At 38.9% G+C, this 17,248-nt stretch carries 16 protein-coding genes; 1 reads left to right on the top strand and 15 read right to left on the bottom strand.

Annotation, left to right across the window (positions count from 1 at the left end):
* Positions 1–397 precede the first annotated feature (397 nt).
* From gmd to GLIP_RS18600, 14 genes are all read right to left on the bottom strand, one after another.
* Positions 398–1,519: a GDP-mannose 4,6-dehydratase gene (gene gmd / locus GLIP_RS18660; RefSeq protein ID WP_008846254.1), complete on the bottom strand. Its 1,122-nt coding sequence runs from the start codon at positions 1,517–1,519 to the stop codon at positions 398–400.
* Entirely contained in the window at positions 1,516–2,775 is a 1,260-nt protein-coding gene (locus GLIP_RS18655) for a WcaI family glycosyltransferase (RefSeq protein ID WP_008846253.1), read from the bottom strand. Before GLIP_RS18655 ends, gmd begins: the two co-directional genes overlap by 4 nt.
* Before the next feature lie 409 nt (positions 2,776–3,184).
* A complete protein-coding gene (locus GLIP_RS18650) occupies positions 3,185–4,096 on the bottom strand; it encodes a glycosyltransferase family 2 protein (protein WP_040523621.1) in 912 nt (303 codons plus the stop codon).
* Positions 4,097–4,642 carry an LbetaH domain-containing protein gene (locus tag GLIP_RS18645; protein ID WP_008846251.1) on the bottom strand — a complete coding sequence of 182 codons (546 nt, stop codon included), beginning with the start codon at positions 4,640–4,642 and terminating at the stop codon, positions 4,097–4,099.
* Positions 4,642–5,844, bottom strand: coding sequence for a glycosyltransferase (locus GLIP_RS18640; protein ID WP_008846250.1), 1,203 nt, complete (start codon positions 5,842–5,844; stop codon positions 4,642–4,644). The genes GLIP_RS18645 and GLIP_RS18640 overlap by 1 nt, the downstream gene beginning before the upstream one ends.
* A 46-nt stretch (positions 5,845–5,890) precedes the next feature.
* Positions 5,891–6,568, bottom strand: a complete 678-nt coding sequence (locus GLIP_RS18635) for an acyltransferase (RefSeq protein ID WP_008846249.1) — start codon at positions 6,566–6,568, stop codon at positions 5,891–5,893.
* Entirely contained in the window at positions 6,565–7,386 is an 822-nt protein-coding gene (locus GLIP_RS18630) for a glycosyltransferase (protein WP_008846248.1), read from the bottom strand. Before GLIP_RS18630 ends, GLIP_RS18635 begins: the two co-directional genes overlap by 4 nt.
* Positions 7,355–8,617 carry a hypothetical protein gene (locus GLIP_RS18625; RefSeq protein WP_008846247.1) on the bottom strand — a complete coding sequence of 421 codons (1,263 nt, stop codon included), beginning with the start codon at positions 8,615–8,617 and terminating at the stop codon, positions 7,355–7,357. The genes GLIP_RS18630 and GLIP_RS18625 overlap by 32 nt, the downstream gene beginning before the upstream one ends.
* Before the next feature lie 10 nt (positions 8,618–8,627).
* Positions 8,628–9,590 (bottom strand): sulfotransferase family protein, encoded by a 963-nt coding sequence (locus GLIP_RS18620; RefSeq protein ID WP_008846246.1) that lies wholly within the window; start codon positions 9,588–9,590, stop codon positions 8,628–8,630.
* Positions 9,584–10,942: a lipopolysaccharide biosynthesis protein gene (locus GLIP_RS18615; protein ID WP_008846245.1), complete on the bottom strand. Its 1,359-nt coding sequence runs from the start codon at positions 10,940–10,942 to the stop codon at positions 9,584–9,586. The genes GLIP_RS18620 and GLIP_RS18615 overlap by 7 nt, the downstream gene beginning before the upstream one ends.
* A gap of 37 nt (positions 10,943–10,979) precedes the next feature.
* Positions 10,980–12,383, bottom strand: a complete 1,404-nt coding sequence (locus tag GLIP_RS18610) for an undecaprenyl-phosphate glucose phosphotransferase (RefSeq protein WP_008846244.1) — start codon at positions 12,381–12,383, stop codon at positions 10,980–10,982.
* Positions 12,384–12,420: 37 nt separating this feature from the next.
* Entirely contained in the window at positions 12,421–13,443 is a 1,023-nt protein-coding gene (locus GLIP_RS18605) for a hypothetical protein (RefSeq protein ID WP_008846243.1), read from the bottom strand.
* 59 nt (positions 13,444–13,502) lie between these two features.
* Positions 13,503–13,664 carry a lasso RiPP family leader peptide-containing protein gene (locus tag GLIP_RS21980; RefSeq protein WP_008846242.1) on the bottom strand — a complete coding sequence of 54 codons (162 nt, stop codon included), beginning with the start codon at positions 13,662–13,664 and terminating at the stop codon, positions 13,503–13,505.
* Positions 13,665–13,683: 19 nt separating this feature from the next.
* On the bottom strand, positions 13,684–14,364 hold the full coding sequence (locus GLIP_RS18600; RefSeq protein ID WP_008846241.1) for a PEP-CTERM sorting domain-containing protein: 681 nt from the start codon (positions 14,362–14,364) through the stop codon (positions 13,684–13,686).
* A 310-nt stretch (positions 14,365–14,674) separates the two neighbouring features.
* On the opposite strand from GLIP_RS18600, the gene GLIP_RS18595 reads away from it, so the two are divergent.
* Positions 14,675–16,510, top strand: coding sequence for an asparagine synthase-related protein (locus tag GLIP_RS18595; RefSeq protein ID WP_008846240.1), 1,836 nt, complete (start codon positions 14,675–14,677; stop codon positions 16,508–16,510).
* A gap of 156 nt (positions 16,511–16,666) precedes the next feature.
* Here the strand turns inward: GLIP_RS18595 and GLIP_RS18590 are convergent, their stop codons facing one another.
* Positions 16,667–17,113, bottom strand: coding sequence for an REP-associated tyrosine transposase (locus GLIP_RS18590; RefSeq protein WP_008846239.1), 447 nt, complete (start codon positions 17,111–17,113; stop codon positions 16,667–16,669).
* Positions 17,114–17,248: the final 135 nt, after the last annotated feature.

The following is a 17,248-nucleotide window of genomic DNA, read 5'->3' as shown; positions in this document are numbered from 1 at the left end:
TACCTGTATGTGGGGCTTTAGCCCCGCGAAGATATCAAAACATCCTACATCCCACGGGATGAATCCCGTGCTACAACCCATGGAATAAATTCCATGCTAAATGTAGGTGGGGCTTTAGCCTCGCGGGAATATCAAAACACCCAACAATCCACGGGATGAATCCCGTGCTACAACCCATGGAATAAATTCCATGTTACCTGTAGGTGGGGCTTTAGCCCCGCGAGGATATCAACACACCCTACAATCCACGGGATGAATCCCGTGCTACAACTCCATGGAATAAATTCCATGTTACCTGTAGGTGGGGCTTTAGCCCCGCGTGAATATCAAATCACCTTGCACCCACGGGATGAATCCCGTGCTACAACATGGAATAAATTCCATGCTACATATTTTACTATTCTCTTGAAACCGCCATTGAATATCCATGCTCTTTCAATAAGGCATGTTGTTTGGCTTTGTCTAGGTCGCAACGTACCATTTCGGCACACATTTCTTCGACGGTGATCTCTGGTACCCAGCCAAGTTTCTCTTTGGCTTTGCTTGGGTCGCCCAATAGGGTTTCAACTTCTGCAGGACGGAAGTAACGTGGGTCAACTTTCACTATCACATCACCGACTTTAACGCCTGGTGCATCATCACCAGAAACGGCTGTTACCGTGGCAATTTCATCTACACCTTCGCCGCTAAATTCAAGGGTAATACCTGCTTCAGCAGCCGACATACGCACAAACTCACGTACAGAAATCTGTTTGCCCGTTGCAATAACAAAATCTTCTGGAGTGTCTTGTTGCAACATCATCCATTGCATACGAACGTAATCTTTTGCATGACCCCAGTCACGTAACGCGTCCATATTACCTAAGAACAAACACTCTTCTAAACCTTGAGCAATGTTGGCAATGGCACGCGTAATTTTGCGTGTTACAAAGGTTTCACCACGGCGCGGAGACTCATGGTTAAACAAAATACCGTTACACGCATAAATGCCATAAGATTCACGGTAGTTTACTGCAATCCAGTAAGCATACATTTTAGCTACAGCATAAGGTGAGCGCGGGTGAAACGGAGTAGTTTCTTTTTGCGGAATCTCTTGTACTTCACCGTACAATTCAGAAGTAGATGCTTGGTAAAATTTGGTTTTCTTTTCCAATCCTAAAAAGCGAATCGCTTCTAACAAACGTAAGGTACCTAGGGCATCCACATCAGCTGTATATTCTGGCGCTTCAAATGAAACAGCAACGTGAGACTGAGCGCCCAAGTTGTACACTTCGTCTGGCTCTACTTCACGCATAATACGAATCAAGTTAGACGAATCAGATAAGTCGCCGTAATGTAATTTAAAATTCGCGTTTTCGACATGCGGATCTTCATAAATGTGATCGACACGCTGAGTGTTAAACAACGAAGCACGACGTTTAATGCCGTGAACTTCATACCCTTTTTCCAACAAAAACTCTGCCAGGTAAGAACCGTCTTGACCTGTAACCCCAGTAATTAATGCGACTTTCTTTGTCATTCTATTTCCTTTGCAAAATCTGAATTTGATTCCGTTATGTCTACTAATTGACCAATAAATTTATCGATAATGGTATTTTTATCTAAATACGTCAACGCAAACTTGCGCGCCAACTCATTATGCTGTGTTGTGTCTTTTTCCAAAGCACTTTCAATTGCTGTTACAAGTGTACCAACACTTTCCGGTTCAATACACTCATAGATGCCAGGTTGTTGTTTTTCTATACGACCTAATTCGGTATTTTCTTCAGCGGTAACGATAGCATGCCCTCCTGCAGACAAGATATTCGTTAACTTAGACGGCAATACTGCATCTGCCGCTCCTTTCTTCTGGATAACCAAGTGCACATCGGCCATGGCAAGCATTTGTGGTACTAATTCCCACGGTTGCAGAGGTTTAAAAAACACGTTGGTTAACTCTAGGTTCGCTGCCAACCTTTTAAGCGCATCCACATTTGCCCCTGCGCCCACAAACACAAATTTAACTCGTGAATTTTGACGCAGTCTATCGGCGGCTTCTAATACAATCTCTAAACCTTGTTTAGACCCCATATTGCCGGCGTATAAAAACACTTTGTCGTCGGTACTAAAACCCCATTCTTCGCGTAAAGCGGTGCCGTTGGTTTGTGGCGTTACAAAAGATGTATCTGACCAGTTGGGAAAATGAATTAACTTATGTTCAGGCACACCTTTGTTTTTTGCGTTGTCGATCATGCTATACGAAATAGTGGAAACAGCATCGAACCCCGACATTAACCAGCGCTCAATTTTTTTAGCTAAACTAGCGGCTTTACCTTCACCCATTAAGCCCAAACCAAATATGGCATCCACTTCAAAATCTTGAATATGTAACACCGTTTTAGTATTGGTTATTTTAGCGTATAGCAAGGTTAAAGGCGCACAGAACAACGTTGGTTGCACCAACACTATCACATCAGTTTTGCGGAAAAGACGCGAAAAAAGCGCCACTCCGGAACTTAACGCAAAAGAACATAAATGCACTAATCGTTTAGCAGTAGAGACTTTTTTAGGCACATACATTGGGCATCGAATTAACTCGACACCATTGTTAACTTCAGGTTTAAACCAATACTTTCGAAAACCCTCATGAACTTTCCATTCAGGGTAATAAGGCGGCGCGACAATAGCCGTAACTTCGACGCCTCTTTCCACAAAGGCTTCGCACATCTCACCATTGTATTTGCCAATCCCGGTTAATTCGGGGGCATAATTTAAGCTTTTCAGAAGCAGTTTCATTCGATATCCCTAATAAAAAATTTGTTACTTTCCCGCGAACAAACCACTTCGTAGTTATCATCTACTACTATTTAAAATGCCTTTAACGCACTCACCACACCATTTCATGTAAACAATAACGCTATCAATTCATCTATTATGCAAATCTCCTACCAGCCGCAGCTACGCTACTGGAATATTGTTTCAATATTTTTAAATACCAAAAAACGAAGTAAAAACGCCTTTTTTACTAATAATTACCCAATAAAGAACCGCTGAATGTTTAAAGCTCAGAAGAAATCATTAAGTAAGAGGGAATTATTAATCGTTGAATAATAAAGCTCATTGCCTGTACTGAAATAATTTAGTTATAAAGCGCGATTAAGTGCCCTATAAAATAACGTTAAGGTTAATAGTGCACCAAATTTGATCATTGCAATTCATAACCACTATATTGTGCTAAGGCACTTACTTTACTTGCATCATCAGTGCAACTTTGCCAGAGTCGCTCGACCTCAATGCATTTTAAGTCGACCAAAGCTCGATACCAAAAAGCCTGCATAAAGTGGTACGCAAAACCGCGTCCACCGTCTAGAAAACCAAGCTGTAAAAAATAACGAAAATTAAAATACAAAAACGGCCGCACAAAATATGGAAGCTGCATATAAACCGACTCTTTTAGAAAGCGTTTAAGGCGTATCGCAAAACCAGTATTCTCGGTTATTTCAGAAGATGATTCAGGGCGTAGTCGTTTGAGCATAATGTCAACCATTTCACGGGTTGCGTATTTGTTGTGCTTATCGATAAACCAAGACACTGAATTGATATTATTGTCTTCAAAACCACCATCAATGACTTTTGCAGTGCCTTCATCAAGCACAATGTGTTCATCCATCCATCGCTGTTCAACATGCGCAGTTCCTCGTTTGAACAAGCGCAACATGGGCAAAGGATATCTACCACCATGCTTAACCCACTTACCTAAAAAGATATGCTTTCTGTTCAAAATGCCAGCATTGTGACCGTAGCCATCATTAGCCATAAAGTCTTTAATATTGCTTACCATTTCGCTATCAATAGTTTCATCTGCATCTAATCGAAGCACCCAAGTCGACTCAATGTCGCAATTGTCCATAGCCCATTGAAATTGCTGAGCTTGGTTAATAAAGATGTTTTGATAAACTTTTGCTCCGTGCTCAACAGAAATATTGCAGGTGTTATCAGTGGAGTACGAGTCTACAACCATTATCTGGTCAGTCAATTTGCAGACACTTTCAATACACCTTTGAATGTGAATTTGCTCATTAAAAGTAAGGATGACAACTGTTAAGTTATTACTCATCTACAAGTTCCATTCTCTTGATTTGATCCGCTTTGCTGGGTTACCGGCATACACCGCCCACTCGTCAGTATTCTTAGAAACAACGGCTCTGGCACCCACAACGGTTCCTTCTGCTAGTGTTACGTTTGGACCTATGAATGCTTCTGAACACACCCAAACATTTTTGCCGATACTAATTGGGGCCAATACAAGCGGATGAAGAGGGTCATTATAATCATGAGTGCTAGCACACAGGTGAGCTCCTTGACTTATAATGGCGCTTTCTTCTATTTTGATATTTCCTTGGTTATAAACTGTTACATCAGGGCCAATTGTAGCAAGATCATCCATTGTTAAATTTTGCGGCCACCAGATTTTGGCTGTTGGGTATATCCTCGCTTTGTTAGAAACGTTCGCCCCCCATAATCTCAATAACGCAGCCCGATAAGAAAACAAAAAATTTGGGCTAAACTTAAAAAAAATCAGATAAAAAACCATCCAAATAAGCCGCTTTATTTTAAACGAAATTGGAAACACGGGATCGGTAATAGTGTTTTTTTCTAACATTAGCTACGCTCAACCGAATGAGTGAATTTAGCTTCATTTTGAGTCGTTAAGTTTGCTGTAAAAAGAAGCACTCGTTCTAGATCGTCTACAGCCGCTTCCATAGAGAAATTGCGTTTATAGCAATCCAGTGCATTTTGTTTCATTTGTAAGCAGCCTTCAGGGTCTAAAGACAACCAAGAATTTAATACACTTTTAACTCCGGTTACAGAATCAGCTTCTGCAAAGCCGGCATTTGCATCGACAACTTCGGTCCAAATGTTGACTTTTTTAGTTATAAGTACAGGCGTTCCGGTAGACAGTGCTTCAGACACAACAATGCCGAAATTTTCTTGATGGGATGGTAAAACAAATGCATCACACGCATAAAAAGCCCCCCACTTAATTTCTGCATCCAGCATGCCTAACCAACTAATTCGGTCTTCGATATTTAACGCCTTTGCCCTTTCTTGTAGTTTTGGTTGTAATTTATTGTGATCTGGCCCGGCTATCGCCAACTGCATATCGGGATATTTGTCGTTAAATTCCCCCATAGCTTCAATTAATAAATCGATGCCCTTCTTTTCATGTATGCGGCTTAAAAACAAAAGAAACAGTTTGTCTTGTAAATTAGGGAATTTGGCAAAAAAAGCGTGCTTCGCATTTGCCTCATTTGTGTTAGGAATAGGGCTACCGTAGGCCACCACTTTTTCATTTGGTGAATACGGAGAAAAGGGCTTTCGAGCTAACCTTAATTCTTCCTTTGAAGTAAACAAAACCTGAGCAGCGTTATTAATTGCGTGTCGCTCAAACAGTTTCCAATAAATCGTCTTCTTTACACGACCAAGGAGATTCGTTTCGGTGAACCAAGGGTCTAACATTCCATGAGTAAATAAAACGTATGGAACATTCTGTTTTACACAAGCTTTAGCCGCAGCATAGCTATGGAACTGCCAAATACCATGGATAATAACCACATCGAAGTTACTAACGTTTTGTTCCAACCACAGTGAAAACTGAGAAGAATATTTTAGTGCACCTAATCTGCTTTTAAAGGTTACTAGCGGAAATGGGAAAGTAGCCACATGGTTATCTAATGGATCATCAAGAGATAAAACTGTTACTTCGTGCCCTCTCGCCACCAATTCTTTTGAACTGTTAAGCAAACCATTAATTGGGCCGCCATTGGTTTTATCAACGGATGATATGACTCTAAGAATTTTCATATGAAATTTCCTTGTCGAAAATCAAAAAATCTAGAGAAAATTGGAACTACCATGTGAAGCCGACTTTCCTTTTCATGTAACCATATTCATCAGGGTTTATTGCACTAATTTTTTTGGCTGGTCCGCCTCCATATAAGCAGTTCTCTTCTAACATTTCTTTTGTCAGAACCGATCCTGCAGCAAGAATTGAGTAATTTGGAATTTTCGAGCCAGGAAGCAAAACACAGCTAGTCCCAACGAAACAATAATCACCTATATTTACGGGAGCGCTTCGTTGTCTTCCTTCTTTTAAATCAATTGAGTGAGTTAATATTTGACTTCTAAAACCAGCAAACGTTGAGTATTTCCCTATTGTGACTTTGTTTGTACAATCCAGTATATGTCTTGAGGTAATTGCAGAATGTTTTTGAATATGAAGTAATGGCTCTCTATCAATATCCTCCTCAAAATGCTTACTTTTAATCAGAGGAAAACCAGTTATCCAGTTGAGTGGGCCGATAGAACTACTTTCTTCCATTTCCAACCGCGATAGGCCTTTTATACAAGTTAAACTGGCAATCTTTGCTCCATTTTGCATGGATAATTCTTCACACAAAATTAATGAATAACCAATACGTGCAGACGGAGAGATGTTCCAACCCAACACTTTTGCGTACAAGTACACTTTAAATTTAGATGGGAGAATAAATGAGCTTATCAAAAAAAGTTTTTTTAGCTTTGTCATAGCGCACGTCCAAAAGAGCGCCCACCTTTAATTCGTTCAAGGGTATCTCGCCAATTTTTAATTTTTCTTTTGTATTTGTAATAAGTTTCCGTGGATTTAGAATAAGATGAAATATGTTTACCCGTTATTTTGGTGTACATTCGAGCTCTATATTCTTTCATTTTTTCCGCTGTTGACATAGTTCCCGTTATACTTTCATCGTGGACTCTGTAACCACTTAAAATATCATTTATTTTAGTGAATCTAGCACCTTGAAGAGCCATATCAACAAACAATTCTCCATCCCAATTAGTTTTATTATTTGCATTAAAGCCTTTTGTTTTGAGGTACATTTCTCGCGTAAAAAAAGAAGACGGTTGGATCAATACACACCCTGAATATGCGTATGCCTTTTTACTATATGAGTCTGAATATAAAATACGGTAAACCTCGTCGTTTGCCCCGATTAAGTTTGCCGCACCGCTTACAATGTCAGTTGTAGTAGAGTGTTCCTTAAAAAATTCAGCTACTTTTACTAAAGCTCCAGGAACCAAAATGTCATCAGAATTTAGATATCCAAAAATATCGCCATCTGCTTTTGAAAACCCATTGTTTAAGCCATCTGCTGGGCCTTTATCTTTCTCAAACAGCTTAACGACTTCGTCACCGTAAGATTGAATAAGTTCACGGCTTCCATCTGTACTACCGGGATCTACAATTATATAATTGAGCTCTACACCAATATCAGCCAGTTTATTCTTTTCAGATAAAACCGAATCGATACACGATCGCAAAAATTTACCCTGGTTATACGATATTGTGACGATTGAAATCTTCATTTTTAATCCCTTTTTGAATTCCAGTTTTGACGTGTTTAAATACATAAAGCCAAAGTAGAACAGTTGATAGCCATCTTGCGTCGGCACCAAATGGAGAAAACAGAATGTTCCAGATTAAGCTTACACTTATGAAAAGCTTTAACGGTGAGTTCAAGATATCTGGCTTTAAGAAGCCTGATATTAATAGTCCCAAAATTCTCAACCAAAATAACCCGGCAAAAAAACCTCCCCACACAATAGCCCCCATTAAATAAGAATGAGTTGGAATTAATAAAGTTTTAGTGTTTAGCTCAGCCGTTCTTAAGTCCATCAACGCACCACCAGAGTCATCAATTAACTTTAAATGAGCGAACTTATAAAATGAATTCTCTGCCCATGAACCATGCCCAAACAAAGGGGCATCAAAAAATGCTTTTAACGATATTAGCAATTCAGTTCGCCCTCCCAGTATAACTCCCCACTGACTTTGAGCTTGAATACTATATTTGAAAGCATCTTCTATCGGTAGTAAATCTAGAAATGGTTCAAATGTAAAAAGTAGATATAGAATACGATCGAAAATAACTATGGAAAATAAAATAAAAAGGTAGAAACTCAGTTGAAATGTTACAGACTTATTTACCATATTTAATTTATTTAGGTTACAGAAGTTAAAGGTAAATAAACAAATTAAAGTTGGAATAAATATAAATCCAGCTAACGCTCTTGATGAATTTGCGAAACATAAGGAAATTAAAAAAAGTGCTCCTATTAATAGATAAAATTGTTTATTTTTAATAATTTTGAAATCGAGAAACATAAAAAAACAAAGTGCGACACAAGAACCAACCCCCCATTTCCAAGGATTAGATTGAAACTCTTCACTTCCAATAATAAAGCGTGTGAGCGCAAAACCAATAAAAACGCCGATTAGATAAGGGAATAAATACTTCGCTTTATCCCTAAAATATGTGTCCAAGCCTAAATATATCACTAGTACAAAAACTGGAATCAAAATTCCTTTAAGTGACTTAAGTAAATCAGTATTGTTAATAATGTCAGAGAATATTTGAACAAAAAACCAAATAAATAGGAGAATAATGATTTGTTTTGTAAAAGAAGAAAGCTTTATATTTTTTAAATTTAAAAGCACAACTAAACCACAAATTAACTCACCTATATAAATTTCGCCAAAAAAAGTAATTTTTTGGCTAGAAATAATACCTGCAAACAAATAATTAAATAAAATCATAATAAGTCGATTAGCCTAGGTACTTTCTTTTAGTCCATACTCGATATGATTTACCTCTAAAGATATTCAACTTAAAAATGTTTATTATCCTCCCAAGGTTGTAGTGAATAATGTCATTAATAAATGAATGAAAATGCCCCTCCAATCCGCTCACCTCTTCTAAAATAAGTTGTTTTGAGTATCCTTGCGACTCGAAAGCTCTTTCTTCAATATTCTTAATGTATTTTTTAACAACTCTCTTTCTATAAATTCCAGCACAACTTTTCTTCCACTTATTCATGCTGGATGAATCAATATTCCGTGAAGTATTACTTTTAACTGGATCTCCCATATTTCCTGTTATTTTCCGTCCGGATAGTGAACTAAGCATTTCAGGTTGAAACTCAAGTTCTAAGTATTGGCAAATTTCGATTAGGTGTTTTTCGGGAGAGGTTACGAATTCTTCATACCTTAAAAAATAAGCTTCATCTTTTAAAGATTCAAACCCATTTGAGAGCATTTCAAAGCCAATAGTCATGTCAATATCATATGCATGAATTTTTTTTAATCCTCTATTTGAAAACGTATCTATTATCGAACCTAAAACATGGACCGGATTTCGAAATAAAAAAATGATTTTTGCATTAGGAAAAAGATATTTGATTTCATTGATTATCAAATAATATCTAGGAGTTTTATCTATAAAATACTTCTCGTCATTTGTGCATAGAGATTCATACAACGAAGTTACAAACTTAGCAAGTTCACTTGAATAACGTTCTTTCCCAACACTGTTCACGAAATCATTAATTGCTCTGTAAGATGTGTGATGGATGTACTCCGAAAGCACTCCCTCGCTATTTGTTGAATAGCAAAAAGGAAGTAAAATCCAAGGCTCAGAGGATGTAGCAATATCCGGATGTCCAGATAGTGTTCGTTGCAGCAAGGTGGACCCTGAACGAGGAAGTGAAAATATAAATATTGGAGCTAACATGAACATCCTTCATTGTTTAATTTCTTTATTACCCTTTTAGATTCTAGATAATTAAAAGGAATCCTGAATAGCTCTGAACAAATAAACAAAGTCAGTACAATCCCTACTAAGCCGAGAGAATGTATAAAAATTGTACTAATTAGAAGCCCTATCGAAACACAAATGATAGAGTAAAAAAATGGTCTTTTGAAATTCCCAGTTCCGTTAAGCAGCATCGCATAACAAACATTGATATTTGAAGCTAATGCCCAGAGTGAAAAAGATAAAACGAGTATTTTTGACGGTAACGGTGATCCCTCACCTAACCACAATGTGATTATATTTTGCCCTATAAAAACAAGTAGCAATCCAGCGGTGGAAGTAATTAAAACAGTCAAACGTATTGATTTTACTAACGTTTTAGTTACCCATACTTTATCACCTCGGTAATATGCCTCACCATATACTGCCCACAATGGCTGTAAAGCCATACTAATCAGGGCTGATAAAATACCAACCAACCTTTGAGTTATTGAAAATTCGGCTACGGCAACCATTCCTATAAAAGATGAAATAATTACGATAGGCAAATTCATTTTCGCTGTGTAAACTAATTGAGTCAAAACGGTCCATATTCCAGATGAAAAAATTACAGAAAAATGCCTCTTAGAAATATTCGAAAATTTGGGAATTAGAGACTTATTTTTGGTGAAAAAATAAATACTGAATAGTAGGTTTATCAATACAGGAGAAGAAATATATAACGTAGCCAAACCAATTATTCCTAAATCAAAATAAATAGTTAAGAATATTGAAAGTAAGCTTAATATACTCCCCAACATTAATAGATTGCTAGCTATATAGCTTTTTTGAATTCCCGACAAAACTCTTGATATTAGTGAAATTGGTATCGCTACAATGAAAATCAATATGGATAACTTCATAGCAGTCAGAGCTTCATCAAGTTCAAATTTATTATCTAATTCAAACACCCACGAAAACGAAAAAATATTGTTTAAAATAACCAAAATAATACAGAGTACCAAAGATAGAAAAGCAGCGAAGAAATAACAATTAGATATGAAGTGTCGAGGAGAAGAAGTGTCGTTTTCACCCTGTGACCTGCTTAAAGCATTCTGAAGGCCCATACCCAAACCTAAATCGCTAAAGCTCATAAATGCAACTATTCCTGAAATTACCATCCAGACACCAAAAAGTTGCGTCCCTAAATAATCAAGCGTCAACGGTATTGTTATTAACGCAGCCCCCATACTTACAAATTTTGCAACAATCGATGTAGTTACGGATAGGATTAAACGAATGTTTCTTTTTGAAACATGTTCGTCACTCAAATTTTTAAATTTAGACAACACTTAAACTGGTCACTTAGTTCACAAAGTCATTTCATAGCTAATACGCATTCTTGTCAGTAAAACTGCGGAAAATGGTAAAAATTACTATTTTAAAATCCATCCACAAAGACCAGTTTCGAATGTATTCGAGGTCGTACTCGATGCGCATTTTCATTTTGTCGACGGTGTCGGTTTCACCGCGCCAACCGTTCACTTGTGCCCAACCCGTTATGCCAGGTTTTACTTTATGACGCAGCATATAGTAATCCACAAGTTTTCGATATTCTTCGTTATGTGAAACAGCGTGAGGCCGCGGTCCAATCACCGACATGTCACCTTTTAACACGTTAATAAACTGTGGAAGTTCGTCGAGTGAGGTTCTTCTTAAAAATGCACCTACTTTAGTGATACGTTTGTCACCTTTGGTGGCCTGAGTTACTTTGTCGGCGTTTTCGGTCACTGTCATGGAGCGGAATTTCCACACTTTAATTTTACGTCCGTTCAATCCGTATCGGTCTTGTTTAAAGATGATTGGGCCTTTAGAGGTCAATTTGACCGCTGCAGCAATGCATAACATAGGTATGGCAATTAAACTTAAGATGGCGACTGACAAGAACAAGTCTTCTAAGCGTTTTACAATGGCAATACCGCCTTGCATAGGGTTGTCGTACACACTTATGGTTTGCACGCCACCTACATGCGACATTTCACCGTGCATCAAACAATACATGAATAAGTCAGGTACGACATGCACATTAGCAGTGGTATCACCGAGTTGGTATAGCATCCCCTGAATACGATGCTGTGCTTTGATGGGCAGAGCAATATAGATAACGTCATATAAGCCGCGTTTTGCGCAATCAATGCCTTTTTCTACATTGCCGTGCAATAAATAGTGATAATTTTCGTTTAATCTGTCTTGTGCGCGATCGTCAAAAATAGCAGTAAGTCGGTACCCCGTTTCAGGGCTTTTCATCACTTCTTCGGCTAAGCGTATGCCTTTGTCTGACAATCCGAATATGGCAATACTTCGAGTGTTGTAGCCCTTGCGTCGCATATTGTGCAAAAACAATTGGAAAACAATGCGCCAACCCACTAATGCCATAAAGGCCATAGCAAACCAAATGGCGAGGGAGAAACGTGAAAACTCTTCGGCTAATTTAAAGAAGAATAAATAGGTAAGCACTAACATACAGGCGCAAGCCCAGCACAGAAAAGTGTAGAAGACGATCTGTTTGAAAAAGCCGGCTCGCCAAGAACGGTAGAGAGCGAACGACTCAGCTACGAGCGCAAAACCACCGGAACCGATTAGTGACAGTATAAAATACTCTTTAGAGTAATCTAAACCATAAACAATTACCGCACAGTAAAGTGCGATTTGTATCACCACAATATCAACAAGTCGATAAGCTGCTGCAAACTTATTGGTATTGTTTTTAACCATACCACCTTGCATATTCATTTATCTAGTTCCTTTACTTTTAAGAAGTTGAATGAAATTAGGGTTTATTCAAGTCTTCTAAAATAGCCTTACTTACGAAATCCAAATTTTCCTTACCACTAGAGTAAGTGATTTTTTTTATCTTTGTTGATTGAACCAAAATGGACAGCTGGCGTATTCTGTTAAATTCTAGTTCCAATGCCGAATAGGCATTTCCCAATATACTATTCTGTAACAGCAAGATTAGTGCCTGACTTGAATTGATAGTCTCAATTTTGCAGGCGGGGCTATTATCTACCCCATCTGTTACAGTTCTATTAAGAATGTATATAACTGATAATTCTGAGAAATATTTGTTCTCATCGCTCAGTTCTTGCAGCTCAATAAGCCGCTTATTAAATCTTGCATGTACTTTGTTGAGAACACTTTCTTGTTGTCCCAACACGTTTTCAACTGAATCTGGCCACATACGTGCGATAGGCCAACTTGGGTATACCTGAAAGCTGCTTTTCGATGCATTTTTTGCACTATCTTGATGCAATGCGAGCATATCGTCGGTTAACCAAGCGCATCCTAGTTGCTGTAATTTGGCACTCAATGTTGACTTACCAGTGCCACTTGCCGCTACCAATGCGAACGTCTTTTTATCTCGCTTTAATGCATTTGCATGTATGCAAGGTATTTGTTTTATTTCCAGCCACAGGGCTAACGCCAAAGTCTGAAAATAGTGAGAAGATGGCGTACCAGCTTCCCAATCTATGGTTATTTTATTTTGCTGAATTAGAAAACGCCCTTTACCTTCGCAATTCACTGCAAGCACATAGGCTTTATCTGAAGTATTGGGTGTTTCGTGTTGTTCTTGATCAGCACAAATATAGGGATAAAGATTTAATTCGGTGAGGTATCTCAGTCCTTGATCTTTTAACGTCCATATTGGTTCTAGCTCAGCACAACTGGCAACTTTTGCAAATTCAAGTTCAACGCTTAACTCAGCGGAATTAACGTGTGAACTATTTGGCTTAACATCAGGCAAAAGACATTCAACGCCGTGTAACGGCGTTGAATAATATTTATCTTGCATATGTGTGACTATTGCCTCTGTTCAGTCCTTGCTTAGAAGCTTTATTAGCGGTTGAACGCTTATCCTTGGAAAGGATTACGCTTTGTGTGCCCGCCTTGCTCATCAGGAATACTGCCAGAAAACCCTTGAGTTAGCTCAGCCAAGTTACCCGGATTGGATAGTTCAGGCTTAGAATAGGGCTTTTTGCCACTTGCTGTTTCATTTAAATCAATGTTAATCATGACGTGCTCCCCTTCTCTATTAACTATTGTCTGATTGTTTACGTAAGCGTGCTGCACCAAATAACAAACCAGTTAATAACATCGCGATGCTGGCTGGCTCTGGTACTTTCATTTTTTCAGTATCAGCAACAAACAACAAATCTTCGCCTACACCAAGCGGTGATGAGTCGAATAACACACCTAAGGTGAAAAATAAGTCGCTGTATTCTGTGCTGACCTGATCAGCGTAAATTTCTAAGTCTGTGGCGTACTCGGTAACAAATGCGACACCAACACCTGAATAAGGAGTGCCTACACTGTCTGAATCGATATCGAATGCGATACCGCCAGTGAAACCTTCAACGATGAATGCGACGATGCCAGAGCTTGCTGCTAAGTTACTTAGCGTCCAAGCACCTAGTACGTCTCCGGTTGGGGAAACGTTACCGCTACTGAAACCTTGTTGAGTGAGTGACCAGCTTGATGTAACTACACCACCAGAAAAACCTTCAGCATCTAAAACGTCATTTCCTGTGCCAAGCACAACATCTGGAAACGCAGACCAAATACCAGTTTCGCTAGTACCATCACCAAACAATGCTGTGACTTGCATGCCCGCCATATCGGCGCCTGTGATATTCGACTCATCAATAATAATGGCTGACTGAGCGTTAAGGCTCAAACCAATTAATGAAAGACCGACAAGAATTTTTTTAATCATGTGTTGCTCCTTAACCTGTCCATTGTATGAACGTTAAATTCTGTGAAAGTGACTTTGTGCGACTACTGCTGGTTAAAACACTGCAAAAGCTATTCCAGAAATTATTTTCCCTTTAAAAATCAGCTATATAACAAAAATACCGTGTTAAGCAATTGTTAATACTTTTTTGATCTGTAAAGTATACTGACAAAAAAATGCGTTTGTAAACAAAAGGTTATAAACCACTTTGTTATGACAGTTGCATGACATTTAGCATATAGTACAGTTTAATAATGTGGGTTTCCGAATTTTTATTAGGTCTAAAAATTATATGAAATCATTGTTTGCTCTTTTTGGATCTAAATCAGCTAGCTATTTTGAGAAGATTTCTCAATATTATGCTCAGAAAAATAAATCAATAATTTCAAACAGTTACGATGTTAGTTCTAGCACCAAACAGATGGTCATTTTGGGAGATGTACGTCCAAGCGATCAAATTGATCTAACCAACTTTGCGCCACACGATCCTTACGTTATTTTGAGTGGTAATCATGCTGAATCTGCACATAATACGTGCAATATTGCACTAAAAGATCACGCTCTGCGCGATCTGATCGCAGATGATTATACCCGTACAATCAAACAATTAGCGGGTGATTTTATTCTCATCTGTTGGGATCAACGATCGTGCGAATTGCGGTTTAGCACGTCAGCTTTCAATCCCCGCTCGTTGTTTTATGTATTTAAAGACGATTGTTTTATTGTCAGCTCCGATTTGGCGTTGCTGCAATTTTTGACCCCACCCAAAATTGATGAAACGGCTATTTCGCAATGGCTTGCAGGTCGGCCCGATCCAAATCGATCAATGTTTAGTAATATTCATCAATTGCCGTTTGCACATACAGGAGTTATCTCTTCAACTAGGCCACTCAAAGTAGAACGGTTTTGGGATATTGATCAAAACCATTCGCTGACGTTGGCGGATGAATCAGAGTATCAAGCTTACTTTTTTGATTTACTGAGCCAAAGCGTAAAAGAAAAATTGGATTTTATTACTGACGGACCTGCTTTACAGGCGTTATTCAGCCAAATGAGCGGTGGTATGGACTCCACTTCCATCACCGCCATGTTGCATTCTCAGATACAGGCAAATGATAAATTAAGTTTGCACTCTATTTCCCATACTTATAGAGATACACAAAGCTGTAATGAAATCGATAAAATTGAGGAAATGCGTACATTTTTAGCGCTTCAGCATAGTCATTTTGTGGAGCTGGATCAGTTTAGTGAACATACATTTGCGCGGCTCTATCCAACGCAATTGCAAAATCCAGGTGTGGTAGCATCACCTAAGTATTTACAAGAAGCTCAGATCATCAGGCAACTAGCGGGACGTCACTTGTTCACTGGCAATGGCGGCGACGAAATGTGTTGGGGTCATAGTTTTGCTTATCGTGATCGACTGATTAGCGGCGACCTGAGTGTAATTAAGGAAGTTTTTAAGTCGGCCAAGTTGTTGGGTATGTCTCCTTTATCGGTGATGTTACAAGTGTTAGTTAAACCTGCGCTGCCAGCTTCTTTGTTGGCTTTACTTGGTAAAAAGCCTGTGGATGCTGAGCATTTTCCGGCATGGTTGGGTGCTAAACAACAAGAGGTATTGGCTGGCATCAGTAAACACAACCCGTTTTCCGATAGCAATCAGCTAGCTAAACGGGCACGTTATGAAGGGCTATTTCATACCTCGACGTTCAATAGTATGCGTTCTTATCAGCATGTGTGCGACCCGCTTGGAATTGATGTGCATCATCCGTTTTTTAACAAAAAGATCGCTGAATTTAGTTTTGCGATCCCACAAAAGTTGCATATTCAGGGGCAATATCCAAAGTATTTATTGCGCAAAGCAATGGATGGCCATTTGCCTAATTCGGTATGTTGGGACCAGAACAAAACGGTGTTTGATCAACATTTTGCCAATTTGGTTAGGGCAAATAAAAACGAATTGCGCCAGTTGTTAGCACACCCAGGTTTGCAAGATTTAGGATTAATCGATAACAACATTTTATTAGCCAGTTTTGACCATGTAGTAGAGACACCCAATGGGTCGTTAAACGTCGATTTGTTATATGCGATTTTGACCCAATCATGGTATCAAACCCACATTCTGTAGCATGGCCTTTAGGCCGTGGAGTGGTGTATGCGATTACCTGTAGCATGGCCTTTAGGCCATGGAATCTTGTATGTTCGCGCGAGGTAAAAGATGCCGCCGTAGCATGCCCTGTAGGCCATGGAATCTCATCTGTTCTCGCGGGGCTAAAGCAACCGCCTACAGATAAATCGAATCCCAATGGGGATATTGCTTTAACGATTTCACGATACCTGCCCTTAATGGATTAGCGACTATATATCGTGCGACATCAATTATATTTTCCTCATTGCGGATGGCGTGGTCGTGAAATCCGGCTTGCCAAATTCCGCCTTGTCGATTTAACCGTTTGCAAATTTGGTGTGACGTGGTGCCTTTGATGTAACCAATAACATCACTGAGATTTGAATCGCCTTCTAAGGAAATTAAAAAATGAAAATGGTCCGGCATAATTACCCAACTTACGAAGTTTAAATCTCCTCGTTGTTGCGCTTTTTTCATGTGATTTACGACAACTCTGGCAAGGTTAAAATTGCTGAACAGCGGCTCGCGATTTTTTGTACAAGCCGTTATTAAATAAACTTGTCCGGTAATGGAGCGGCGTCCCTTTGTTAATGTTTTGGCCATTGTTCAGTCCTTGGAATGGCAAATTTTAAGTTTAGGTCGATTCAGTATGGGATGGGGTACAGAAATTCAAAATCCGTAGCATGGCCTTTAGGCCATGGAATCTGTTATTTGCGCGGGGCTAAAGCAATCGCCTAC

It is taken from the genome of Aliiglaciecola lipolytica E3 (assembly GCF_000314975.1).
GTDB lineage: Bacteria > Pseudomonadota > Gammaproteobacteria > Enterobacterales > Alteromonadaceae > Aliiglaciecola > Aliiglaciecola lipolytica.
Note: the sequence above shows the minus strand (reverse complement) of the source record. Positions and strands in the feature narration are given on the sequence as shown.

Excerpts from the sequence above, each read along its gene's own strand:
- GLIP_RS18655 (WP_008846253.1), bottom strand. The coding sequence starts at position 2,775 with ATGAAACTGCTTCTGAAAAGCTTAAATTATGCCCCCGAATTAACCGGG.
- GLIP_RS18630 (WP_008846248.1), bottom strand. The coding sequence starts at position 7,386 with ATGAAGATTTCAATCGTCACAATATCGTATAACCAGGGTAAATTTTTG.
- GLIP_RS18595 (WP_008846240.1), top strand. The coding sequence starts at position 14,675 with ATGAAATCATTGTTTGCTCTTTTTGGATCTAAATCAGCTAGCTATTTT.
- GLIP_RS18600 (WP_008846241.1), bottom strand. The coding sequence starts at position 14,364 with ATGATTAAAAAAATTCTTGTCGGTCTTTCATTAATTGGTTTGAGCCTT.
- GLIP_RS18645 (WP_008846251.1), bottom strand. The coding sequence starts at position 4,642 with ATGTTAGAAAAAAACACTATTACCGATCCCGTGTTTCCAATTTCGTTT.
- gmd (WP_008846254.1), bottom strand. The coding sequence starts at position 1,519 with ATGACAAAGAAAGTCGCATTAATTACTGGGGTTACAGGTCAAGACGGT.
- GLIP_RS18650 (WP_040523621.1), bottom strand. The coding sequence starts at position 4,096 with ATGAGTAATAACTTAACAGTTGTCATCCTTACTTTTAATGAGCAAATT.
- GLIP_RS18625 (WP_008846247.1), bottom strand. The coding sequence starts at position 8,617 with ATGATTTTATTTAATTATTTGTTTGCAGGTATTATTTCTAGCCAAAAA.
- GLIP_RS18605 (WP_008846243.1), bottom strand. The coding sequence starts at position 13,443 with ATGCAAGATAAATATTATTCAACGCCGTTACACGGCGTTGAATGTCTT.
- GLIP_RS18635 (WP_008846249.1), bottom strand. The coding sequence starts at position 6,568 with ATGACAAAGCTAAAAAAACTTTTTTTGATAAGCTCATTTATTCTCCCA.
- GLIP_RS18640 (WP_008846250.1), bottom strand. The coding sequence starts at position 5,844 with ATGAAAATTCTTAGAGTCATATCATCCGTTGATAAAACCAATGGCGGC.
- GLIP_RS18590 (WP_008846239.1), bottom strand. The coding sequence starts at position 17,113 with ATGGCCAAAACATTAACAAAGGGACGCCGCTCCATTACCGGACAAGTT.
- GLIP_RS18610 (WP_008846244.1), bottom strand. The coding sequence starts at position 12,383 with ATGAATATGCAAGGTGGTATGGTTAAAAACAATACCAATAAGTTTGCA.
- GLIP_RS21980 (WP_008846242.1), bottom strand. The coding sequence starts at position 13,664 with ATGATTAACATTGATTTAAATGAAACAGCAAGTGGCAAAAAGCCCTAT.
- GLIP_RS18620 (WP_008846246.1), bottom strand. The coding sequence starts at position 9,590 with ATGTTAGCTCCAATATTTATATTTTCACTTCCTCGTTCAGGGTCCACC.